Origin of the sequence: Nocardiopsis suaedae (genome assembly GCF_027706745.1) — a bacterium.
GTDB lineage: Bacteria > Actinomycetota > Actinomycetes > Streptosporangiales > Streptosporangiaceae > Nocardiopsis_A > Nocardiopsis_A suaedae.
Map to the genome: position 1 here is coordinate 1 of NZ_JAQFWP010000046.1, position 21999 is coordinate 21999.

General features: G+C 73.4%; 18 protein-coding genes. 9 read left to right on the forward strand and 9 right to left on the reverse strand.

All coding sequences use genetic code 11. The features are described from left to right. Window positions 1–87 precede the first annotated feature (87 nt). Window positions 88–552: a PPOX class F420-dependent oxidoreductase gene (locus tag O4U47_RS21230; protein ID WP_270679674.1), complete on the forward strand. Its 465-nt coding sequence runs from the start codon at window positions 88–90 to the stop codon at window positions 550–552. A gap of 6 nt (window positions 553–558) precedes the next feature. On the opposite strand, the gene O4U47_RS21235 is transcribed toward O4U47_RS21230, so the two are convergent. Then, complete coding sequence (locus tag O4U47_RS21235) at window positions 559–1200, reverse strand: suppressor of fused domain protein (protein ID WP_270679675.1); 642 nt, start codon at window positions 1198–1200, stop codon at window positions 559–561. A gap of 1783 nt (window positions 1201–2983) precedes the next feature. Between O4U47_RS21235 and O4U47_RS21240 the strand changes: the two genes are divergently transcribed. Next, entirely contained in the window at window positions 2984–3940 is a 957-nt protein-coding gene (locus O4U47_RS21240) for a cyclase family protein (protein ID WP_270679676.1), read from the forward strand. A gap of 185 nt (window positions 3941–4125) precedes the next feature. Here O4U47_RS21240 and O4U47_RS21245 read toward each other — a convergent pair whose 3' ends face one another. From O4U47_RS21245 to O4U47_RS21265, 5 genes are all read right to left on the reverse strand, one after another. After that, window positions 4126–5163, reverse strand: a complete 1038-nt coding sequence (locus O4U47_RS21245; RefSeq protein ID WP_270679677.1) for a LacI family DNA-binding transcriptional regulator — start codon at window positions 5161–5163, stop codon at window positions 4126–4128. Between the two features lie 108 nt (window positions 5164–5271). Beyond that, window positions 5272–6156 (reverse strand): NAD-dependent epimerase/dehydratase family protein, encoded by an 885-nt coding sequence (locus O4U47_RS21250; protein WP_270679678.1) that lies wholly within the window; start codon window positions 6154–6156, stop codon window positions 5272–5274. Window positions 6157–6322: 166 nt separating this feature from the next. After that, complete coding sequence (locus O4U47_RS21255) at window positions 6323–7153, reverse strand: DUF6807 domain-containing protein (RefSeq protein WP_408639006.1); 831 nt, start codon at window positions 7151–7153, stop codon at window positions 6323–6325. Between the two features lie 71 nt (window positions 7154–7224). Further along, window positions 7225–8391: a Gfo/Idh/MocA family protein gene (locus tag O4U47_RS21260; RefSeq protein ID WP_270679680.1), complete on the reverse strand. Its 1167-nt coding sequence runs from the start codon at window positions 8389–8391 to the stop codon at window positions 7225–7227. A 59-nt stretch (window positions 8392–8450) separates the two neighbouring features. Beyond that, window positions 8451–9719 carry a Gfo/Idh/MocA family protein gene (locus O4U47_RS21265; RefSeq protein ID WP_408639007.1) on the reverse strand — a complete coding sequence of 423 codons (1269 nt, stop codon included), beginning with the start codon at window positions 9717–9719 and terminating at the stop codon, window positions 8451–8453. Window positions 9720–10093: 374 nt separating this feature from the next. On the opposite strand from O4U47_RS21265, the gene O4U47_RS21270 reads away from it, so the two are divergent. Genes O4U47_RS21270 through O4U47_RS21280 form a run of 3 tightly spaced genes read left to right on the forward strand, consistent with a single transcriptional unit; the run spans window position 10094 to window position 13345 of the window. Beyond that, complete coding sequence (locus O4U47_RS21270; RefSeq protein WP_408639004.1) at window positions 10094–11095, forward strand: carbohydrate ABC transporter permease; 1002 nt, start codon at window positions 10094–10096, stop codon at window positions 11093–11095. Further along, a complete protein-coding gene (locus O4U47_RS21275) occupies window positions 11085–12011 on the forward strand; it encodes a carbohydrate ABC transporter permease (RefSeq protein WP_270679682.1) in 927 nt (308 codons plus the stop codon). The genes O4U47_RS21270 and O4U47_RS21275 overlap by 11 nt, the downstream gene beginning before the upstream one ends. Before the next feature lie 29 nt (window positions 12012–12040). Next, entirely contained in the window at window positions 12041–13345 is a 1305-nt protein-coding gene (locus O4U47_RS21280; RefSeq protein ID WP_270679683.1) for an ABC transporter substrate-binding protein, read from the forward strand. Window positions 13346–13424: 79 nt separating this feature from the next. Here O4U47_RS21280 and O4U47_RS21285 read toward each other — a convergent pair whose 3' ends face one another. Further along, the gene (locus tag O4U47_RS21285; RefSeq protein WP_270679684.1) at window positions 13425–14543 is read right to left on the reverse strand and encodes an esterase-like activity of phytase family protein; all 1119 of its coding nucleotides are present in this window, start codon (window positions 14541–14543) and stop codon (window positions 13425–13427) included. A 142-nt stretch (window positions 14544–14685) separates the two neighbouring features. Here O4U47_RS21285 and O4U47_RS21290 point away from each other — a divergent pair, with 142 nt between their 5' ends. From O4U47_RS21290 to O4U47_RS21305, 4 genes are all read left to right on the forward strand, one after another. Beyond that, window positions 14686–15189: a hypothetical protein gene (locus O4U47_RS21290; RefSeq protein ID WP_270679685.1), complete on the forward strand. Its 504-nt coding sequence runs from the start codon at window positions 14686–14688 to the stop codon at window positions 15187–15189. Then, complete coding sequence (locus O4U47_RS21295; RefSeq protein WP_270679686.1) at window positions 15173–15445, forward strand: SHOCT domain-containing protein; 273 nt, start codon at window positions 15173–15175, stop codon at window positions 15443–15445. The genes O4U47_RS21290 and O4U47_RS21295 overlap by 17 nt, the downstream gene beginning before the upstream one ends. Before the next feature lie 71 nt (window positions 15446–15516). After that, window positions 15517–17358, forward strand: a complete 1842-nt coding sequence (locus tag O4U47_RS21300) for a pentapeptide repeat-containing protein (protein ID WP_270679687.1) — start codon at window positions 15517–15519, stop codon at window positions 17356–17358. A gap of 95 nt (window positions 17359–17453) precedes the next feature. Further along, window positions 17454–17804 (forward strand): hypothetical protein, encoded by a 351-nt coding sequence (locus O4U47_RS21305; protein WP_270679688.1) that lies wholly within the window; start codon window positions 17454–17456, stop codon window positions 17802–17804. A 67-nt stretch (window positions 17805–17871) separates the two neighbouring features. Here the strand turns inward: O4U47_RS21305 and O4U47_RS21310 are convergent, their stop codons facing one another. Both O4U47_RS21310 and O4U47_RS21315 read right to left on the reverse strand, forming a co-directional pair. Further along, window positions 17872–19986 carry a phosphocholine-specific phospholipase C gene (locus tag O4U47_RS21310; RefSeq protein WP_270679689.1) on the reverse strand — a complete coding sequence of 705 codons (2115 nt, stop codon included), beginning with the start codon at window positions 19984–19986 and terminating at the stop codon, window positions 17872–17874. 177 nt (window positions 19987–20163) lie between these two features. Next, complete coding sequence (locus O4U47_RS21315; RefSeq protein ID WP_270679690.1) at window positions 20164–21915, reverse strand: nitrilase-related carbon-nitrogen hydrolase; 1752 nt, start codon at window positions 21913–21915, stop codon at window positions 20164–20166. Window positions 21916–21999: the final 84 nt, after the last annotated feature.

Genomic DNA, 21999 nt, shown 5'->3' on the forward strand with positions numbered 1-21999 from the left:
CGCATACCTCGTGCTCCCGGATCCGGCCACCCGAGGGAGGGTGGCCGGATCCGGGAGCACGAGGTATGCGACCGCTAGGATCGCTCCATGTCCCGCATCGCCACCAGTACGCGCGTCGACCTCGCCGGGCTCCTCGACTTCGTCCGGCCCCGCCACCGCGCCCTGCTCATCACCCACCGGGCCGACGGGTCCCCGCAGGCCTCACCGGTCGCCTGCGGCGTCGACCCCTCCGGCCGCATCGTCGTGTCCACCTACCCCGACCGCGCCAAGGCCCGCAACGCCCGGCGCACGCCCCGCGCCTCGGCCGTCGTCCTGAGCGACGACTGGGACGGCCCCTGGGTCCAGGTCGACGGGGCCGCCGAGGTCGTGGACGCCCCCGAATCCGTCGAGCCGCTCGTCGAGTACTTCCGCGCGATCTCCGGCGAGCACCCCGACTGGGAGGAGTACCGGGCGGCCATGGTCCGGCAGGGCAAGTCCCTGATCCGCCTCACCCCCGAGCGGTGGGGCCCCGTGGCCACCGGCGGGTTCCCCGCACACCTGGCGCAGGACTAGGCCGCCCTAGGGCGCCCCCGGCAACCGGTCGAGCAGCGACCCGCGGCCGGTGTCGGTCACCCCCAGGGGCATCCACGGCGCCAGGGCGCGCATCAGCTCCGGGGCCCGACCGCCCTTCGCGGCCTCGTACTCGTCCCGGGTCAGGCCCACCACCTGGAGGAAGGACACCCGCCCGTTGGGCGTGGCGACCGTGCCCATCTCCGGGTCCTCCACGAAGGTGATCGCGGTGATCCGCCCCCCGCCGTCGTCCCCGCCCAGCGCCCCGCCGACGCCCATGGTGTGCCCGGGGGCGAACACGTTCCCGGAGTCGAACACGTACCGCCCGAGGCTCTGCAGCAGCACCGCGGGCCACTGCGGGGGCTCCTCCTGCCCGGGGGTGCGGGCGAGCCGGAAGGTGAACTCCAGGCCCCACCCCGAGACCTCGGGGTTCTCCAACTCCTTCTCGTAGAGCTCGCTCATCCCGTAGCCGACCACGTGCCAGTGCGGCACGGGGTCGGTGCGCGGGTAGAAGCTGATCCCGTCCAGCGGGTCGGGTCCGCCCAGGGCCCACGGGTGCTGCGTGCCCAGGTGCCACTGGGTGGGCTTGTCGTAGATCCGCTGGAGGGCCGCGTCGATCGCGTCCCAGCCGGGCGCGTTGTCATCGTCCATGACGGCACCGACGCACCCGTCCGGGAAGCGGTTCCCGGTTCCCGGCGCCCTCAGCGGACGTGCAGGTGGTGGTGACGAGGAAGGTCGGCGGCCCTACCTGTTGTTCTGTCGGCTGGCGGGTGGGTGCGTGGTCGCCGTGGTGGGCGGCGACGGCCAGAGCCGGGCGGTTCCCCGGGCTTGCCTGCCGTCCGGCGGGTCCCTCGCGGTCCGGGCGGGCAGGCGGCTCGGCCGGTGCCCCGCTGACGGACCCCGGCCGGGTAGCGGGTGGTCGGGGCGCGGGAAAGGAGGCAGCGACGGCCAGAGCCGGGCGGTTCCCCGGGCCTGTTTGCCGTCCGCCGGGTTCCTCGTGGTCCGGGTGGGCGGCGGCTCGGCCGGTGCCCCGCTGACGGGCCCCGGCCGGGCGGCGAGGCGAGGGGGCGTCCTTGTCGATCTCGGGGAACTCGGGGTTGAAACGGACATCTTAAGAACGGGGTCCCCGAGATCATCGCGGAGGGGGCCGACCGGGGGGCGCATACCGGGCATGCCGGGCGCGGCGGGGAGGGGGGCGGCGATGCCGCATGGCGGAATGGACGCTTCTCGCGTGATCGGGTGGCGGATCCGCCACGCGGGACGGGCCCGGGCCGCCCGTAGAGTCCGGAAGGCCGGTTCCGGTCCGGCCCCTACCTGCCCGGCGTCCGGTTTGCCTGGTTCTCGGGGCGCCGAGACCCCTCCCGCGCCCTGATCGACGCCCGGTGCGGCGGCGCGGGCGTCGGGGGAGTGCGGTCATCGCGATTCCAGAACACGTTCTGCCTCCAGAAGGGCCCCAAACGGCACACCGGGATCGTTTGAGGCCCTCTTTGTCACTGCGTGTAGCCGATATCGGCCCGGAGTGGACCCCGGGCGCCCGACAGGGGGCCCCGAGCGCCGCGCGCCCGACCCGAACCATTCACCGGAAAACCCTGGATGGATACGAATCGGGCATTTCGTTTCCAGAACGTGTTCTGGAATCGCCGACTTCGCGCGCCCGGGGCCCTCGCGGGTGTCGCTGAGCGCGTTTCCCGGCCCCCTCACCCCTTAACGCGGAGTGTTCGCCCAGGTCAAGGCACTGCCGGGTTCGGCGCGGACCTGGCGGGGGCGGGTCCGGGCGTCGGAGAGGGTGGACCCCGGCCCGTGCGTGTCACCATGCGGGAGGTTCTCCGTCGAGGGGTGCACGTTGGTTGAGACCGAGCCCCGGGGCCTGGTCGCCGGGCGCATCCCGGCGCTCCCTCCCGCCCGGAGGGGTGGGGTGCAGGCCCTACGGCCGCCGGGAACGCGAAGAAGCGTCGCCTTCTGACTGTGCCGCCCACCTCCACCGCGACGGGCCGGACGGACCCGCCCCTCGCCGGTGCCGTCGGGTGGCCCGGGGCAGCGAGGGGGTGCTTCCACCACGCGATCACTCTCCAGGTGGTTCGTTCACCGCGCTCGATCGGCCAACGAGCGCGAAGGGGGCCGATGCGCCCGTCTTCTTCAGCCCTAAGCGGCCCTGGGTCATTTTGCGTGGCGGATTCGACTCGCCGCGCCCGGTATGCCTGGTATGCGCCGCCCGGTCGCCCTCCCCGCGATGATCTCGACGGAAGTGCTGTCATTCAGGCGGTTTTGGCAGCACTTCTGTCGAGATCATCGCGCCGCGCCTGACTGTGCGCAACCTCGGGGGTCCGGCTCCTGCGCGGGCGCGCCGCCGGTGGCGTGGACGCACCCGGCCTGACTCCCGGTAGGGGTAGGCTTCGCCGTCCTGTACCGCGTGACCAGAGGAGTCGATGCTCAGATGACGGCTGACCGGCCAGGGCCCGCACGGGACGACGTGCTCGGATACTTCGACACGCTGTCGAACCGGGGGCGGTGGGGTGACGACGACGAGCTCGGGACCCTGAACCTCATCACCGACGGCGTCCGTATGGCTGCGGCGCGGTCCGTGCGCCACGGCAGGAGCGTGTCGTGCGCGTGGGAGATCACCGCGCCGGAGGAGATGGAGCGCTCGACGACGGTGTGCCCGTGCGCGGCCGACATGCCGGGGGCCGAGGACATGCCGGTCCCCGGGTTCCGCGACGACCGGCGCTGGGGGTTCGCCAACGAGCAGGTCTCCCTGAACTGCCACGGGAACACCGTCACCCACATCGACGCGCCGTGCCACCTGATGTGGGACGGCGAGATGTACAACGGGCGGCCGCACACGTTCGTCGACGCCGAGACGGGGTCGGCGTGGGCGGCCGTCACGGCGGCGGCGAACGGGATCATCACGCGCGGCGTCCTGCTGGACGTCGCCGGGGCCCGCGGCGTGCCGTGGCTGGAACCGGGGCAGGGCGTGTTCCCCGAGGACCTCGAGGAGGCCGAGCGCCGCCAGGGCGTGCGGGTGCGGTCCGGCGACGCGGTGCTCCTGCGCACCGGCGGCGGCCGCGTGCGGCACCAGGGCGGTGCGGCCGGCGGCGTCACGCAGGCCGGGTGGCACGCCTCCTGCCTGCCATGGCTGCACGAACGGGAGGTGGCCCTGATCGGCGCCGACACCCCTCAGGACGTCCAGCCGTCGGGCTACGACGGCGTGCTGATGCCGGTCCACGCCGTGAGCCTGGTCGCGATGGGCCTGTGGATGCTCGACAACTGCGACCTGGAGGCCTGCAGGGCGGCGGCCGCCGAGCTCGGCCAGTGGGACTTCCACCTCTCGGTCGCGCCGGTCCGCTACGCCGGTGCGATCGGGAGCCCGGTCAATCCCATCGCCACGTTCTGACCGCGCCCGCAAGGGGCCAGGGGCATTGAGGATTGAGAGTGGCGGAACCGCCGCCTTCTGGCCCCTGAAGCGTCCTTGTTCACGGCGCCAGATGCCCGAACACCCGTTGAGTGTCCGGGAGGTCCGGAGTGTGGCTCCCACGGCCGCCACGCATGCGGCCCTGTTGTGCCGCCGCACCGCCGTCCCTACGCCGGGGGCGCCGTGCTGTCCCGCAGGACCACCTCGGCCCCCGCCGGGACCCTCCTCGGCTGGGCCGCGGGGGCCTCGGTCAGGGCAAGCCTCGCCGCCTCCTGGCCCATCCACTCCAGCGGCAGCCGCACCGTCGTCAGGGAGGGGATCAGGTCCCGCAGCGTCGGGATGTCGTCGAACCCCGCCACGGACAGGTCCTCCGGCACCCGAAGCCCCGCGTCGCGGAGGGCCGCTATCGCGCCCGTGGCCATCACGTCGTTCACCGCGAACAGGCACGTCGCGTCCGTCCCCGCCGCCAGCAGGCGCTGCGTGGAGGCGTACCCCCCGTCGCGGGTGAACGCCCCGTGCACCACGTCGTGGTAGGCGGGCTCGATCCCCGCCTCCGACAGCGCCCCGTGGAACCCGTCCAGGCGGTCGCGCGCCGTGCGCAGGTCCGGCGGCCCCGCCAGGACCGCGAACCGACGGTGCCCCATCGTGATCAACCGCCGCGCGAGGTCCGCCGCGCCCTCCCGGTTGGCCGGGACCACCGTGTCGGCGGGCAGCCCGCCCTGCGACACGCACGCCACCCGGCCGCCCTGGGCGGTGAACCGCTCGATCTCGGCCGCCAGGTTCCGGTTCCCCACCTCGTCCACCGTCCTGGTCCCCGCCAGCACCACGGCCTTGGCCCGGTGCGCCCGCAGCGTCGCCAGGATCTCGGTCTCCCGCTGCGGAGTGCGCCCCGTGGTGCCCAGCACCACCACCAGTCCCTCCTCCTCGGCGCGGCCGGTCACGCCCGACGCGATGCTGGAGAAGTACGGGTCGGCGATGTCGTGCACGATCAGCCCCACCAGCGAGCTGGAGTTGCGCGCCAGCGCCTGCGCCGAGGCGTTCGGCAGGTACCCCAGCTCGCCCGCGCTGGCCATCACCTTCTTGCGCAGCTTCTCGCCCACCTGCCGGGTGCTGCCGTTCAGCACCCGCGAAGCGGTCGCCAGCGATACCCCCGCATGCTGGGCGACCTGCTCCAATGTGACGTTCCCGCTGCTCTGGCTCTCCACTTGCGGTGTCCTCCCCGCCCCCCGGTTCACGAACGCTCACCGCCCGGCACGCGCCGCGGCGCGCGGAACCGCGCGCCGCGCCGGACGGAAAACATTTTCCTGGCTTTCCTAGGATCGTAGCCGCTCGCGCCAGGTGTGTCGGGGGGCCCATCCCAGCAGCCGCTGGGCCTGAGCGCTGGAGAACGCCGCCTGCCCGGGCGCCAGCGACGCCGCCGCGGCGGCGGTGCCCGGGTGGAAGCGCGGCAGCAGGTCCGAGAGCGGCCCCTCGGCCATCGGGTCCTCGGCGATGGCGTGCAGGACCCGCCCCTGCGCCGCCCCCGACCGGTCCTCGGCGATCAGCGCGAACAGCTCGGCGGCGTCCTCGGCGTCGATGTAGTTGAACAGCGACGCCGCCGCCAGCTCCGGGCGGGCCAGCCGCTCGGCCACCGTGTGCCCCTGCTGAGTGGGCGCCCCCTCCCACTCCTCGGGCGCGATGACGTACCCCGGGCGCACCGCGGTGAACACGCACCCGCCGTCGGACGTGCGGGCCAGCGTGCGCACCGCCTCCTCGATGACCGCCTTGCTCAGCCCGTAGGCGTGCACCGGCGCCACCGGGTGCCCCTCATCGAGCGGCAGCCGCTCGGGCGTCCAGTCCGCGGACCCGTACCCGAACACCGTGGGGGAGGAGGCGGCCGCCACGGAGTGGGCCCCGTGCGCGCGGGCGTCGTCCAGCACCCCCCAAGCCAGCCGGGCGTTGACCGCCACCGTCTCGGCGCCCGGCCGGGCGTGCGGCACCGCGATCCCCGCCAAGTGCGCCACCGCCTCGGGCCGGACGTCGGCGAACACCTGGGCCCGCGCCTCGTCGTCCAGCAGGTCGGCCTTCCGGAACTCCACCCCGGGCCGCTCCGGACCGGGGAAGGCGTCCACCGACGTCACCTCGTGGCCGCGCCGGGCGAACACCTCGACCACGCTCCGGCCCAGACGCCCGGACCCTCCGGTGACCAGCACGCGCATTCCAAGAACCGCCTTTCGTGTTGTGCAGGGGGAAGAGGAGAGGAGTGGGGGAAGGGCAGGGGAGTGGGGGAAGGGCAGGGGAGTGGGAGAAGAGCAGGGGGAGGGAGCGGGGAAAGGGAAAGCGCAGGAAAGGAAAGGGGCTTTCCCCGCCCCGGCTCCGGGCCGCCTACTCCGGCAGGTCCGCCACCAGGCGCCCCGCCTGCCCGGGGGACAGGTGCCCGTCGGCCACCACGACCGCCCAACCGCGCTCCACCACGGACCCGTCCGCGACGCGCAGCACCTGGTCCCAGGCCAGCGACGTGCCGACCCCCGGGTACTCGGCGGCGCGGATGAACCACGGGTCGCGTTCGGCCCCCGTCTGCGCGAACACCAGCGTCCAGGGGCCCCCGGCCGGGGCCGTCCCCGCCAGTGCCACCCACTCCGCCCGCGACCCGTGCAGCTCCGGCTCGCCCCCGGGCTCGGAGCCGAAGCACTCCGGCGCCTCGTCGGCGATCGGCGCCCGCCAGAACAGGCCCCCGTACCCCGCCCCCGGCCGCCCCTTGGTCGCCGGGCTCCCGATGGCCAGCCCCCGGCCCGCCGTGTTGCGCAGCCGCGTCCCCGTCCGGAGCACCCACGCCCCGTCCGCCGCCGGCGCGGCCGAGACCGTGCGCTCCTCGCGCAGCAGCTCCCCGCCGTCCGGACCGGTCCACGACAGCTCCTCCACCCGGCGGTCCGGCGCCTCCTCCAGCCACCGCACGTGCTCCTGGCGGCCGTGGTTGTCGAGCATCACCGACCCCCGGTCCGGGGTGAAGGTGCGCCCGCCCCAGAAGCTGGAGCCGTCGACGTCGGCCACCGTCACCCCCGTCCCCAGATGGTGCCGGTGGTCGTCGGGGAACACCTCGGTCACGGCGGTCCCGCCCAGGGTGCGCACCGGGTGCAGGTAGGCCCGGGGGGAGAGCCCGGGGGCGACGTCGGCGCCCGACCGCAGCTCGGCCACGGGCAGCCCGGCCACGTTCAGCGCCGGGACCGGCCGGTCGGGCCGGGCGGCCCCCGGCCCGCCGCGCCCCTGCCGCTCGCTCTGCGGAGTCGTCACGTCCGGCCGCCTTTCCCGGCGGCCCACGGCGCGCCGATCTCGGAGAACAGGGCCACCCGCTCGGCGCTGGCGAAGACCGCCGCGTCCACGCCGCGCACCGTGCGCCGCAGCCCCTCGTCGGTCAGTGCGGCCTCCTGCGCCTCCGCGGGGACCGGCTCGGGGTCCGGGGCGGTGCGCACCGCCTCCAGCACCCCCATGAACCCGGCCACCGCCTTGGGCGGCACCAGCAGCCGCGCGCCCCCGTCGGCATGGTCGAGCAGGTTCTCCAGCAGGTCGGTGCGCGGGTGCACCGACACCCGCTCCTCCCGCCCGCGCCGCAGCGCCACCCGGTCGCGGGTGTACTCCAGCACGATGCTCCCCTCGGAGCCGTGCACCGTGATGAACGGGTCGCGCGCCTGCTCGGCGCAGAGCGTCACCGCCACCGACACCGGCGGACCGCCGCGGGTGCGCACCCGCACGCACGAGGTGTCGTCGGCCTCGATCGGGTGCGCGTGGAAGAGCTCGGCCTCCACCCCCTCGGGCGGGGTCCGGTCGGCACCGGCCACGGCCAGGGCGGTCGCCACCGCGTGCGCGAAGGGGTTGGTCAGCGCCCCGTCGACCACGTCGCGCCCGTCCAGCCGTCGGCGGCCCGCCCAGTCCGCACGCGCGTAGTAGGCCGAGGTGCGCACCCAGGTCCCGGCGGCGCCGATGCCGCGCACCTCGCCGACGGCCCCCTCGGCGACCATCCGGCGCACCGCCGCCACGGCGGCCGACCCCAGGCTCTGGAACCCGATCTGGCAGGCCGGCCCGGCCGCGTCGGACGCGGCGCACAGGGCGTCGAACTCGGCGGCGCTGGGCGCGGGCGGCTTCTCCAGCAGGACGTGGGCCCCGTGCTCCAGGGCCGTGCGGGCCAGCGGCAGGTGCGTGTGGATCGGGGTGGCGAGCACCGCCGCCCGGGCGCCGGTGCGCTCGATCAGGCCGCCCAGGTCGTCGGAGACCGGCACCGGCCCCAGCCCCTCCAGCGCGCCGTCGGCGAGCGCGGCCCGCTCGCACACGCCCACCAGGCGCACCCGGCCCGCGTCGCTGAGCCGGCGCAGGTTGCGCAGGTGGGAGCGGCCGTGGCCGTTGGCCCCGGCGAGCACCACCGGGACGGGGCCGGCCGGGGCGGCGGGACCGGTGGGCACGGGGTCCTCCACAGGGGTCGGAAAGCGTTTGCTCAATTTAGGCGCCCCCTTCTCCGCGGTCAACGCCGCCTCGGCAGCAGGTCGGCGGGGAGCAGGCCGTCGATCCGCTCCGGCGCCCCCGAGGCCATCGAGGCGTTGGCCGCCAGCCCGGTCAGCAGCGCGTTGGCGCCGTCGGCGTCGTCCGGGCGGATCCCGTCGTCGCCCCCGCCGAACAGCGAGTCGAGCATGCGCACGTCGCCGCCGCCGTGCGTGCCCTCGCCCACCTCCACCGGGACCTCCTCCGCGGGCCGCCAGTGGTTGCGCAGCACCAGCCGGGAGACGGTGGACTCCTTGGGCGCGGGCATCCCCCGCACCGGCGCGGCCCCGTCCCCGGGCGGCGGGGTGGAGGGCACCTCGGTCACATCGAGCTCCAGGCGGCCCTTGCTGCCGGTGAAGGCGACGCGGTAGCCCTCCCACGGCGAGTACGCCGCCAGGTGGTAGCTGAGCCGCACGCCGGTGTCGTAGCGCACCAGCACCGACATGTCGTCCTCGATGGTGATGCCGGGCCCGAACACGTTGAGGTCGCGCCGGTAGCCGTCCTCGTGCTCGGCGTCCAGGTAGAGCGAGGTCAGGTCCGGGCTGTCGGCCATGTGCAGCGCGAACGGGTCGCCCTGGGCGTCGGGGGCGCTGTGCACGCGCTCGTACCCGGACGCCAGCCCGTGCCTCCGGCCGTTCTCCTCGCCGTAGAAGAACAGTCCGCCCCAGGCGAAGACCTCCTCCGGGCGGGCCCCGGTCCACCAGTTGACCAGGTCGAAGTGGTGTGAGGCCTTGTGCACCAGCAGCCCGCCGGACTGGCGCTTGTCGCGGTGCCAGCGGCGGAAGTAGTCGGCGCCGTGGCGCAGGTCGAGCAGCCACTCGAAGTGCACCGACCCGATCTCGCCGATCGCCCCGCCGCGGAGCATCCGGTGCACCTGCCGGTGGACGGGGTTGTAGCGGTAGTTGAATCCGACCGTGACGCGGCGCCCGGTGGCCCGGCGGGCCTCGGCGATGCGGCGGCACCCGTCGAGGTCGGCGGTCATGGGCTTCTCGGTGATCGCGTCGCACCCGGCCTCGAGGGCCGCGACGACGTAGTCGGCGTGCAGCCGGTCGACGGTGCACACGATCACCTCGTCCACCCGGTGCTCGGCGAGCATCGCCGCGAACTGCTCGGGCGGGTGCGTCGCCGCCTCGGGGGCGCCCTCCTCGGCCAGGATCGCGTTGTGCACCGCCATGCGGGTGCGGTTGGGGTCGCACAGCGCCACGAGCCGCCCCTGGCGGGCGTGGGTGGTGGCGAGGGCGTAGGTGTACATCCGGGCCCGGGATCCGGTGCCGACGAGGGCATAGCGTCTGGGCCCCTGCTGCTGCGCTGGATCGTTCACGCCCCTGACGGTAAACGCTTTCCGGAGTTTTGGCCAGAGGGGGTCGACGCGGCCGGTGGCGGGAACCGCGTGGCCAGGGTGGCCAGCGGGGGTGAACCGTTGACACCCCTGTAACGCGGTGCTAAAAACGGAGCATTCTATTCCATGGATAGCGCTTACCAAGGCATTCGCCCCCATGGCGGGGTGTGGCCTCGCACACGCTCCGCCGGGGGGCGACGACCCCCGGACCGACGAGATTGGCGGTCGCGAAACATGAGCGCAGAAAGCGGATTCCGGCGCTCCCCCGCGGGGGGAGGTGGGCTCCGGTGACCGCGGTCCTCAACAACCGCCCCGCCGCCGACGCCGACAGCGGCGGGACCGCCGGGACCGGCGGCCCCCACCGCCGCCGGAAGCCGGGCCGCGCGGCGGCCGCGCGGCGGCGCAGGGAGACCCTGGCCGCCTACGGCTTCCTCGCCCCCTGGTTCCTGGGGCTCGGGCTGATCACCATCGGCCCGATCATCGCCTCGCTGTACTTCTCCTTCACCGACTACAGCCTCATCGGCGGCGCCGACTGGGTCGGGCTGGAGAACTACCGCCGGATGCTGGACGACCCCCGCCTGCACCAGTCCCTGGCGGTCACCTTCAAGTACGTCTTCATCTCGGTGCCGCTCCAGCTCGCCATGGCGCTCGCCCTGGCCATGGTGCTGGACCGGGGCGTGCGCGGCCTGCCGCTCTACCGGTCGGTCTACTACCTGCCCTCACTGCTGGGCGGCAGCGTGGCCGTGGCCATCCTGTGGCGCCGCATCTTCGGCGCCAACGGGCTCATCAACCAGCTCCTGGAGTCGGCCGGCGGCCTGATCGGCCTCAGCCCCACCCTGCCCGGCTGGGTCTCGGACCCCGAATACGCGCTGGGCACCCTGATCATCCTGAACGTGTGGACCTTCGGCGCGCCCATGGTCATCTTCCTGGCCGGGCTCCGCCAGATCCCCCGCATGTACTACGAGGCCGCCCAGGTGGACGGCGCCGGGCCGGCCCGCCGGTTCTGGTCGGTCACCGTCCCGCTGCTCACCCCGATCATCTTCTTCAACCTCGTGCTGCAGATGATCAACGCCTTCCAGACCTTCACCCAGGCGTTCATCGTCAGCGGCGGCACCGGGGGTCCGTCGGACTCGACCCTGTTCTACACGCTCTACCTGTACCAGCAGGGGTTCGGCTCGTTCGAGATGGGCTACGCCTCGGCGATGGCCTGGCTCCTCCTCATGATCATCGGAGGGTTCACCGCGGTGAACTTCCTCGCGTCCAAGTACTGGGTCTTCTATGGCGATTGACGAGACGGGCACGCGCGCCCGGGTGCGCGACGGGCGCGGCGACCGGGACGACGAGCGCGCGCGGCGCCGCGAGGCGGCCGAGCGGAGCGAGCGCATCCGCAAGTTCTTCATCCACGCGGGGCTGATCGTCTTCGGGCTGGTCATGCTCTACCCGCTGCTGTGGATGGTGGCCAGCTCCTTCAAACCGACCGACGCGATCTTCCGCGACCCGGGGCTGTGGCCCGGGGCCGACTTCACCGGCGGGAACTATCCCGAGGGCTGGACGTCCCTGGAGTTCCCGTTCCACCACTACATCATCAACTCGGTGATCGTGGTGGGCGCCTCGGTCGTGGGCAACCTGATCGGCTGCTCGATGGCGGCCTATGCCTTCGCCCGGCTGGAGTTCTTCGGCAAGAAGCTGTTCTTCGCCGTCATGCTGATGACGATCATGCTGCCGGTGCACGTGGTGATCGTCCCGCAGTACATCCTGTTCTCCAACCTGGGCTGGATCAACACGTTCCTGCCGCTGATCGTGCCCAAGCTGCTGGCCACCGACGGGTTCTTCATCTTCCTGATGGTGCAGTTCATCCGGGGCCTGCCGCGGGACCTGGACGAGGCGGCGCGCATCGACGGCTGCGGCCACGTGCGCATCTTCTGGCGGATCATCATGCCGCTGAGCCTGCCCGCGCTGGCCACCACCGCGATCTTCACCTTCATCTGGACCTGGAACGACTTCTTCGCCCAGCTGATCTTCCTGACCTCGCCGGACATGTACACGGTGCCGGTGGCGCTGCGCACGTTCGTCGACTCCACCACCCAGACCTCCTGGGGGCCGCTGCTGGCGATGTCGGTCGTCGCCCTCGGCCCGGTCTTCGGGTTCTTCCTCGCCGGTCAGCGGTACCTCGTCCGGGGCATCGCCACGACCGGGATCAAGTAGTCCCCCACGTCCGAAGGGATCCCCCCGACATGGCAGCACGCAAGCGCGGAGCACCCCCTGCCCGCAGAACGCTCGCCGTCCCCGCCGCGGCCGCGGCCGCCGCCCTGCTGGCCGCCGGGTGCGGCGGCGGTGGCGCCGACGGCGACGTCGAGATCCGGTTCTCCTGGTGGGGCTCGGACAGCCGGCACGAGGCCACCCAGGAGGTCATCGACCTCTTCGAGGAGCGCAACCCCGGCATCACCGTCACCGCCGACTACACCGACTGGGACGGCTACTGGGACAAGCTGGCCACCAGCACCGCGGCCGACGACATGCCCGACGTGGTCACCATGGAGGAGCGCTACCTGCGCGAGTACTCCGACCGCGGGGCCCTCGCCGACCTCAACGGGCTGGAGGCCCTGGACACCTCGAACGTCGACGAGCTGGTGGCCTCCTCGGGCGACGTCGAGGGCGAGAAGTTCGGCGTGGCGACCGGCGTCAACGTGTTCTCCGTGATGGCCGACCCGGCCCAGTTCGAGGCGGCGGGCGTGGAGGTGCCCGACGACGAGACGTGGACGTGGGAAGAGTACGTCGAGACCGCGGCCGAGATCACCGAGGCCAGCGGCGGCGACATCTACGGCTCGCAGAGCATGGGCTACAACGAGAACTCCTTCAGGATCTACGCCCGGCAGCACGGGGAGTCCTTCTACGCCGAGGACGGCAGCCTCGGGTTCAGCAAGGAGACCCTGGTGGAGTGGTTCGGCCTGGTCGCCGAGATGCAGGAGAAGGAGGCCCAGCCCACCGCCGCCGAGAGCGTGGAGATCGAGGCCGGCGGCCCCGACCAGTCGGTGCTCTCCACCGGTTCGGGGGCCATGGCCCACTTCTGGTCCAACCAGCTGGCCGCCATCTCCGGAGCCGCCAAGGGCGACGTGGAGCTGCTGCGCTACCCCGGTGAGTCCGAGTTCGAGCGCACCGGCATGTACTTCAAGCCGGCCATGTACTACTCGGTCTCGGCCGGGACCGAGCACCCGGAGGAGGCGGCGAAGTTCGTCGACTTCCTGCTCAACGACGTGGACGCGGGCCGGATCATCCTCGCCGACCGCGGCCTTCCCGCCAACACCGAGGTGCGCTCGGCGATCGTGGAGGACCTGGACGAGGCCGGGACCCGCTCGGCCGACTTCGTCGAGGAGCTGCGCCCGGACATCGTGGACGGCCCGCCCCCGCCGCCGATCGGCGCCGGCGACGTCGTGGAGATCACCAAGCGCGTCACCGACGACGTGCAGTTCGGCGAGATCACCCCGGAGGAGGCGGCCGACCGCTTCATCGAGGAGGTCGAGGCGGCCACGCAGCAGTAGGGCGCCGGTGCGGCCCGGGCGGCCGGGGGCGGGGGAGGCCCGCCCCCGGCCGCTCTCCGTTCGGACCCCGATCCGGGCCTCAGCCCAGCGCGACCGCGACCACCTGGGTGACCTGCCCGGAGGAGAAGTTGTCGTCGGAGACGAGCACGAGGGTGCGGCGGCCGTCGTCCAGCCGCGGCCCCCAGGCCATGCCCTCGACGTTGTCGACGTGCTCCGGGCCCAGCCCGCCGAGGTCGAACACCGGCTCCTTGTCGGCCATGAGCCGGTGGTCCGGGCCGGCGGGCAGCTCCCGCACCCACGACACGTCGGGGGCCGCGCCGAGGTCGGTCCGGTACACCCGCACGCTGTTGCCGACCCCGTGGACGTAGTCGCGCTCCAGCACCAGGAACTCCCCGGGGGACTCGGGGTCCTCCAGGATCGAGGTCACCCCGTTCTCGGCGTGCCCGCCGGCCGGGTCGGGCTCGGCGGAGGCCGGGTCGGCGGGGTAGGCGTGCTGGGAGAGCAGGCGGCCGCGGCGGTCGGTGACGGTGATGCGCACCGGCGCCCCCTCGTCCGGCGAGGTGCGTGGGCCGTCCTGGAACAGCGGTCCCTCCATGGCGGTGACGACGGTCCCGTCGGAGGCCAGGTCCATGCCCTCGAAGGTCAGGTTGGCGCGCGGCCCGGTCTCGTGGCGGCTCATCCGCAGCCGGGGGTGGGCCGGGTGGAGCGCGCGCCGGGTGCGCCCGTCGGCGCCGGCCGCACGGACCTGCGGGTGGCGGAGGACGGGGCGGCCGTCCCCGACGCGGCGGTCGCCCTCGGTGGTCCACCACACCTGCCCGGTGGCCGGGTCGATCCGCACCGACTCGGGGTCGACGGTCTGCTCCGCGTAGGGCCGGCCGGAGCGGTCCCGCAGCGTGGTGGTGCCGGTGAGCGCGACGCCGTGCACACCGTCGGCGTCCACGTCGATCCGGGCGGTGTAGAAGCGGGCGGGGGCGTGGTCCGACCGGTCGTCGCTGATCAGGACGTAGTCGCCGGTGCGGGGGTCGCGGTCGATGCCGGACAGCCCGCCGACGGGGGTGCCCTGGAAGCGGGTGCCGTGCTCGATGACCGCCGACCCGAGCAGCTCGGCGGCGGGGGAGGCGTGGGCGGGGGAGACGGGGCAGAGCGCGAGGGCGGCCGCTGCGGTGGCGGCCGTGGCGGCGGCGGTGTACCTCTTCACGCTCCGGCACATTAGGGCGCACCGGCCACGCGGGGGTGAGCGCCCGGTGGCCGGATCGTGCCGCCGGGGCGACCGGTAGGGGTCCCGCCCGGGGGTACGGGCACGGACCGGGTAGGGGTCGGGTGAGAGGAAGGAGTCCACCATGCAGCCTCCTTCGGGAAGCCCTCCGGACCGGTATCCTCCTTCGCCCCCGCCCGCGCAGGGGCCGTACCGCCCGCCCGGCACCGTCACCGCGGTGCGGGTGCTGCTGATCATCGGCGCCGTCGTCGGTCTGCTGCTCGGCCTGCTGATGGCGGTCGCCGTGGTCATGCTGCCGATGGCGGCGGACATGCCCGAGGCGCAGAGGGTCTTCGAGCGACAGGGGGTCGACCCCGACACGGTCCTGGGAGCGGTGGTGATCGGGCTGGCCGAGTCCCTCGCCTACGGGGCCGTCGCACTGGTCCTGGCGCTCGTGATCGGGCGCCGCTCCACGCCCGTGTTCTGGGCGGCGGTGGCGTTCTTCGCGCTGGCGGCGGTCTACTCCGTGGGTTCCATGCTGCTGGTCGGGGAACTGTTCGCCAACGCGGTGTCGCTGCTGTTCAACGCGGCGGCGCTGGTGTTGTTGTCCCTCCCGGCCTCGCGTGCGCACTATGGAGTGGGCACCTGAACACACGGGGACGGTGGTCGCGATGATGATGGTCCTGGGCCTGATCGTGGTCGCCGCCATGGCGGCGACGATGGCCTGGCTGGTCGCGATGGCCGTCTACGGAGGGCGCGGTCCGGACAGGCCCGTCGTGCTCTCCGAGGAAGCCGGGCGTCTGGATCCCGCCTTGGACGAATTGCGCCACCGCTACGCGCGCGGAGAGATCGGCCGCGAGGAATACCTCCAACGCAAGATCGACCTGGAGACCGACTGGGACTGAGGCCGGAGCCGGGCACCCGCGCCAGTGGGGCGGCGGCGTTCGCAGGTGGCGCTCTCCGCTAGATATGGGGGATGCACACCACCATCGGCTGGGACACATGCGTCGCCGAAGAGGGATGCCGCGGTATCCAGGTCGCCGGGACGGAGACCTGCCTCGCGCACCTGGGTCCCGATGCTCTGGAGGCGTTCCTCGCGGGTCTGGGGCCGGGGAGCGACCTGAACCTGTCGGGGACCACGATCAGCTCCGGGCTCCTGGAACGGCTGCTCGACGCTCTGAGGGACGAGGACGGCAGAAAGGTCCTCGGGCAGGCGCGGTTCACCGACGCGACCTTCGAAGGGGGCGTCGCGTTCGGGGACACGCACTTCACGGGTCACGCCTGGTTCGTAGGCGCGCACTTCGAGCGCAAGGCCGGTTTCCGGGGCGCGAGCTTCGAGGGCGTCACCGAGTTCAGGAACACGCGTTTCGGAGACGAAGCCTGGTTCATGGGCGCGAGCTTCGAGTACAACGCCGACTTCATGGAGGCGCTTTTCGACGCGGAAGCCTGGTTCATGCGTGCGCATTTCGAGGGCGACGCGTGGTTCGCGGGTGTGCACTTCAGCGGCGACGCCGGGTTCGGGGGCGCGTACATCCGGCGCAACGCCCTGTTCGGTGGTGCGCGCTTCGACGGAGGCACCGGGTTCGGGGACGCCTACATCGGGGAATCCGCCGACTTCGGCAAGGCACGGTTCCACGGGTCGACCCCCCTCACCGTCGTCGCCGCCGAACAGGTGGACCTCTCCCGCGCAGAGTTCTCCTCGCCCGCTGATCTGGAGATCGATGCCGCCGGAATCGACCTGAGACGGGCGGGCTTCCCTGCGGGGGTGCGGCTGGAACTCCGGCGCGCCGCCGTCGACATGGAGGGGGCCCGGATCGAAGGACCCTCGACGCTCTCGGGTGCGTTCCTCCCCACGGCCGGGGAAGGGGACGAGGCTCCCACCGGCGGGCCGGTCCCCCCAGGACGCGGTCCGCGGCTTCTGGATCCCCCGGACGCCTCCGAGGCATCGACGCCGAGGCGGTCCTGGATGCCGACGGTGGTGTCTCTGCGAGGTGTGGACTGCACGAACCTGATGCTCAACGACGTGGACCTGTCCTCGTGCCGCTTCGCCGGGGCGATGAACGTGGCCGCGCTCGGCCTGCAGGGCCAGTGCGTGTTCGCCCGTCCGCCCAGGTCGCGCGGCGGCGGGTTCGGCCGGGCGGTGCGGTGGTCGCGGCGCCGCGTTCTGGCCGAGGAGCGTGAGTGGCGCACCATCATGGGCCATCGCGGCTGGGTGGAGGACCCTGACGAGGCCGAGTACCTCGCCGGCCTGGAGCGCCCCGAGGTGTCGGCCGAGCGGATGGCCGACCTCTACCGGAGCCTGCGCCGCGCCCTGGAGGAGAACGCCGACCAGCCCGGGGCCGCCGACTTCTACTACGGCGAGATGCTCTTTCGCGCCCGCGCCGTCTCCACCCCGCCCGCCGAGCGGGCGATCCTGTGGGCCTACTGGGCGTTCTCCGGGTTCGGGCTGCGCGCCTTGCGCTCGCTCGCGGCCCTCGCGGTCCTGGTGGCGGTGACCACGGCGGTGCTGGCCGGGTGGGGGATACCGGCCGAGGGGCCCCAACAGCAGGTGGCGTTCACGCTGCCGCCCGGCGCGAGCGGCGGGCAGGTGACGGCCGAGGTCGACAAGCCGCCGTCGGATCTCCCGAATGCGGAGGACCGGTGGACGGGCGACCGCTTGGAGAAGGCCGCACGGATCGCAATGGGGGCGGTCGTCTTCCGCGACAGCGGCAAGGAGCTGACGGATGTGGGGGCCTGGACGGTGGTGGTGTCCCGGTTCACGGGCCCGGTGCTGCTGGCACTCGCGGTCTTGGCGGTGCGCAACCGGGTGAAGCGGTGATCGGTTCTCTCCGTGGCTCCGGCTGTACCCGGGACCAGGGGGCATGAGTAGGCGTACTCATGTCCGGGGCCCAAGGACTACGGCACCCTCGCGGCATGGACACACCCTCCGAAGACCGTGCCGACCCCGAGTACGACCCGAAGTGGAATTACATACCTGTCGTCTCCCTGGTGGCGGCGATCATCGGTGCCGTTCCCGTCTGGGGCGTCGTCATGCTGGGGCAGTTCGAGTTCGTCGCCTGCCCCATGAGCCTCACCGGGACGTGTGCTGAGGAGACCGTCTACTGGTCCGCCGCGGCCTTGTCGGGCATAGCGGCCCTGGTGTGCGCGGTCCTCACCTGGCCCTGGCCCCGGCGCCGCCGGATGCGGCCCGTCCGCCTGGCCTTCCTCATCGGTGAGCTGGCCGGGGCGTGCGCGGCCGTACTGCTCATCTTCACCATGCCCTAGAGGCCCTCCGGGACTCGGAAGCCGGAGGCGGCCCCCGCTCCCGGGGCCGCCTCCGAGGCCGCGGGCGTCAGCCGGTGATGCTCTCCTTGCCGTTCTCGATGTGGCCGGACAGGCGGCGGTGGAATGTGTCGTCCCCTTCGACCGCCACGGTCAGGTCGTACCACCCCTCGGTAGGGGCGGTCGGCCAGTTCTCCGTGTGCTCGGCGCCCGGGGCCACCCGCACCGTCTTCGCCGGCTTGCCCTTCTCCTCCGTGTACGCGTTCGGGGTGATCGTGAACTCCAGTTCGGCGTCCCCGCTGTTCGCCAGGGTGATGCCCAGCCTCCGGCCCTTCGCGTCGACCCCGGTGCGAACCCCGGCCGACGATCCCGGGGCGTCACCCGCCGCCGTCCCGGCGAACTCGCGGCGGAAACCGTTCGGCCCGACCACGGTGAAGTCGTAGCCGTCACCGGGGACCGGCACCGTCCACCCCTCGCCCTCGGCGTCCGGGGCGATGTCGCGGTGCTGCGGGATGTCGAACTCCCCCTGGTACGGGAACAGGGCCAGGTGGGTGCTGGACGTGCCCCCGTTGGACGCCGCCAGCGCCACCTCCCGCGCCTCCGGGTCGAAGTCCCCGTGCAGGTCGGGCTGGTACGGCAGCGGGCGGGCCGGGCGCGTTCCGGACTCCTGCTCGGGGACCCGCCCCTCGGCCGGGGGCTGCGGCCGCCAGCGCCCGGTGAACTCGGGGATCTCTCCGGGCTCGGCGACCCCCGGCTGCGGCCGCCCGCGCGAGAAGTCGAACGCGCCGGTCAGGTCGCCGCAGACGGTGCGCCGCCACTCGGTGATCGCGGGCGCGCCGACCCCGGTCAGCCGCTCGAGGAACCGCACCTGGGAGGTGTGGTCGAAGACCTCCGAGCAGACGTGGCCGCCCACCGTCCACGGGGAGACGACCAGCAACGGAACGCGCATGCCCAGCCCGGTGGGCGCGCCCTGCCACCGCTCCGCCTCCGCCTCCGGCGGCGGCACGGGCGGCGGCACGTGGTCGAAGAACCCGTCGTTCTCGTCGAAGGAGATGATGACGGCGGTCTTCCTCCACACCTCGGGCGAGGACGCCAGCGCGTCGAGCACCTTGTAGGTGACGGTGGCGCTGTGCACCGGCGACGAGACGCTCGGGTGCTCGGAGTCCTCGGAGCTGGGGACCAGGTAGCTGACCCGGGGCAGCCGCCCCGCCTCGACGTCGGCGCGGAAGGCGTCGGCGAGCGACCCGGGGCGCCCGCGGCGCAGCCCCCGCTCGTACAGCTCCCGCTCGTCCTCGGACAGCGCCGCGACGCCCTCCTCCAGCAGGGCCAGCCGCTGCTCCCGCTCCTCCTCGGGCAGGTCGGCCACCTCGCCGTAGAACTCGGTGAGGCCGCTGTAGTCGCCCGCCTTCGACAGGGCCTTGCGCGCGACGGCCTTGAAGGAGGCGAAGAAGTCGAGGTTGTTGTCGGTGAAGTTGTCCCACTCCTGGTAGACGCGCCAGCTCACGCCCGCCTTCTGCAGGTGCTCGGGATAGGTCGTCCAGTCGTACCCGGGGTGCCGCCCCTCGTCGTAGGCGTCGTTGCCGACCACGCGCCGCCCGTCGGCCTCGAACCCGGTCCACCCGCTCACCCAGTGGTTGCGGTTGGGGCTGGTCGAGGTGTGGATCGAGGAGAAGTAGGCGTCGCACACGGTGAAGGTGTCGGCCAGCTCGAACTGGAAGGGGATGTCGGCGCGGTCGTAGTGGGCCATGGTGGCGGGGGTCTTGGCGCCGATCCAGCCGTCCATCCACCCGTCGTTCCAGGCCGCCCGGCCCCCGTCCCAGGAGTGGTCGAGGGCGCCGACGTACTGCAGGTCCTCTTTCTGGCGCTCGGCGGCCGCACGCACCGAGAACGGCGGCACCGGCGCCCCCTCCGCCCCCTGCTCGAACACGCTCCGCCCGTCGCGCAGCCGCACCGCGTTGCGGTCGCCGAAGCCCCGGACGCCCTGCAGCGTGCCGAAGTAGTGGTCGAACGACCGGTTCTCCTGCATGAGCAGTACGACGTGCTCGACCGCGTCGAGCCCGCCCCCGGGCGCCGGCTCGGCGAGCGCGGCGCGCAGCGAGGGCGGCAGCAGCGACGCCGCTGCCGCCCCCGCCGCCCCGGCGGCTCCCGCCTGCAGCAGTCTCCGCCGAGAGATGTCCAGGGTCATGGGGATTCTCCTTCCGCTCCACCGCACCGGCACGACCATTGCGCCCCGGCGGCCCCGAAGCCAGGGCCCAGGCGACGCTAAGGAGCAGGGGAGACGCGGAAGCGACTCTCGGGTGGAAACCAGGAGAATTCCGTCAGGGGGTGTGCCCCTCCGGCACCGTCGGCGGGGCCGCCGGTGTCACCCCCAGCGGCTGGTGATCGGTAGGCGGCGGTCCCGGCCCAGGGCGCGCTTGGTGATCTTGGGCCCCGGGGGATAGGCGCGGCGCCGGTGCTCGGCGCGGTCGACGAGCCGGACGGCCCGGCGGACGAGGCCGGGGGCGAACCCGTCGGCGGCCAGGTCGTGGACGCCCTTGTCGGTGCCGATGTAGGCCTCCAGGAGCGCGTCGAGCACCCGGGGGTCCGCGTCCGCAGCGGCGTCGGCCGCGCCGCCGTCCACGGCGGCGGGCACCCCGTCCGGGGTGAGGCATTCGGCGGGTACCGGGTCGGGCGCGCCCTCGGAGGCCGCGCGGGCGTTGCGCCACCGCGCCAGGTCCTCCACCAGGGTCCGCCAGCAGTCGCGCAGCGGGGCGAACGCGCCCGCGTGGTCACCGTGGAGCGCGGCGGCGCCGATGGCCAGGGCCGTCTTGTCGCCCGTGGCCAGCACCAGGTGCCCCTCCTGCCGGGACAGCGCGGCCACCAGCCCGCCCCGGGCCTGCGCCCCCAGCGCCGCCGCGTCCGAGGAGGAGCCGACGGCCGCGCCGTAGGCGTCCACCAGCCCCTGCACCGACCGCACCCGGACGGCCAGCCCCTGGGCGGCGGCGGCCTTCTCGGCGGCGTTCAGCGCCTCCTCCCGGGCTCCGGGGCCGGGCATCACCAGCGCGTGCACGCGGTCGGCCCCCACCGCGTCCGCGGCGATCGCCGCGGTGAGCGCTGCACCCGCGCCGCCGTCCGCGCCCACCGCCACCGAGGCGAAGCCGTTCTTGTGCACGTGGTCGCGCACGGCCGCGACCAGCGCCCGGTAGACCTCGCCGGTGTCGTTCAGCGGGTCCGGGCACGGGGTCAGCACCGGCGCCCGCGCGGGGGCCGGTGCGCCCGGCCGCCCGCCGACCGTGTGCCGGACGATGCGGAAGCCCCCGGCCTCCCCCGGCAGGTCCGCCTCGTCGGGGCCTTCGGGCAGTTCGATGTCGGTCGTGTGCAGCGACTCCTCGAACCGCGGCGCGCGGGACACCAGCTCACCGTGCGCGTCCACCACCAGGGAGTCGCCCTCGAAGACCAGGTCGTCCTGGCCGCCGGTCATGTTGACGTATCCGATGGCCGCGCCGGTCTCGCGGGCGCGGCGCCGGCACAGGTCCAGCCGCACGCCGCCCTTGCCCCGCTCGTAGGGGGAGCCGTTCAGCGTGATGAGCATGCCCGCCCGCGCGGCGCGGACCGCCGCGACCGGGCCGCCGTCCTGCCACAGGTCCTCGCAGACGGCGAAGGCGATGTCGGCGCCGTGCAGGCGGACCACGGGGAGCGTGTCGCCCGGGACGAAGTACCGGAACTCGTCGAAGACCCCGTAGTTGGGCAGGTGGTGTTTGGCCGAGACGAGCCGGACCGCGCCGCCGTGCAGCAGCGCCAGCGCGTTCTGCGGCGCGCCCGCGGGCTGGCCGAAGGGCGCGGACCCGCCGACCCGGCGGTCGAGGAAGCCCACGACCACCGGCAGGCGCCCCAGCCCGTCGGCGGCGAGCCGTTCGGCCAGCCGGTGCACGGCCTCGATGGAGGCGGCGACGAAGCCGTTGCGCAGGGCCAGGTCCTCGACCGAGTAGCCGGTCACGGCCATTTCCGGGAACACCGCGAGATGCGCGCCGTCGTCGGCGGCCCTGCGGGCGTAATCGGCGATGGCGCCGCAATTTCCTTCCAGATCCCCCACGGTGGGATTGATCTGGGCGAGTGCTATCCGAAGTTGTACCACGGCGGCGATCGTAGCGAATGGTTTAACACGGGCGAAACATGTTGCATCTGTGTTACATGGGATGATCCGGTCGTCTGCGATCGA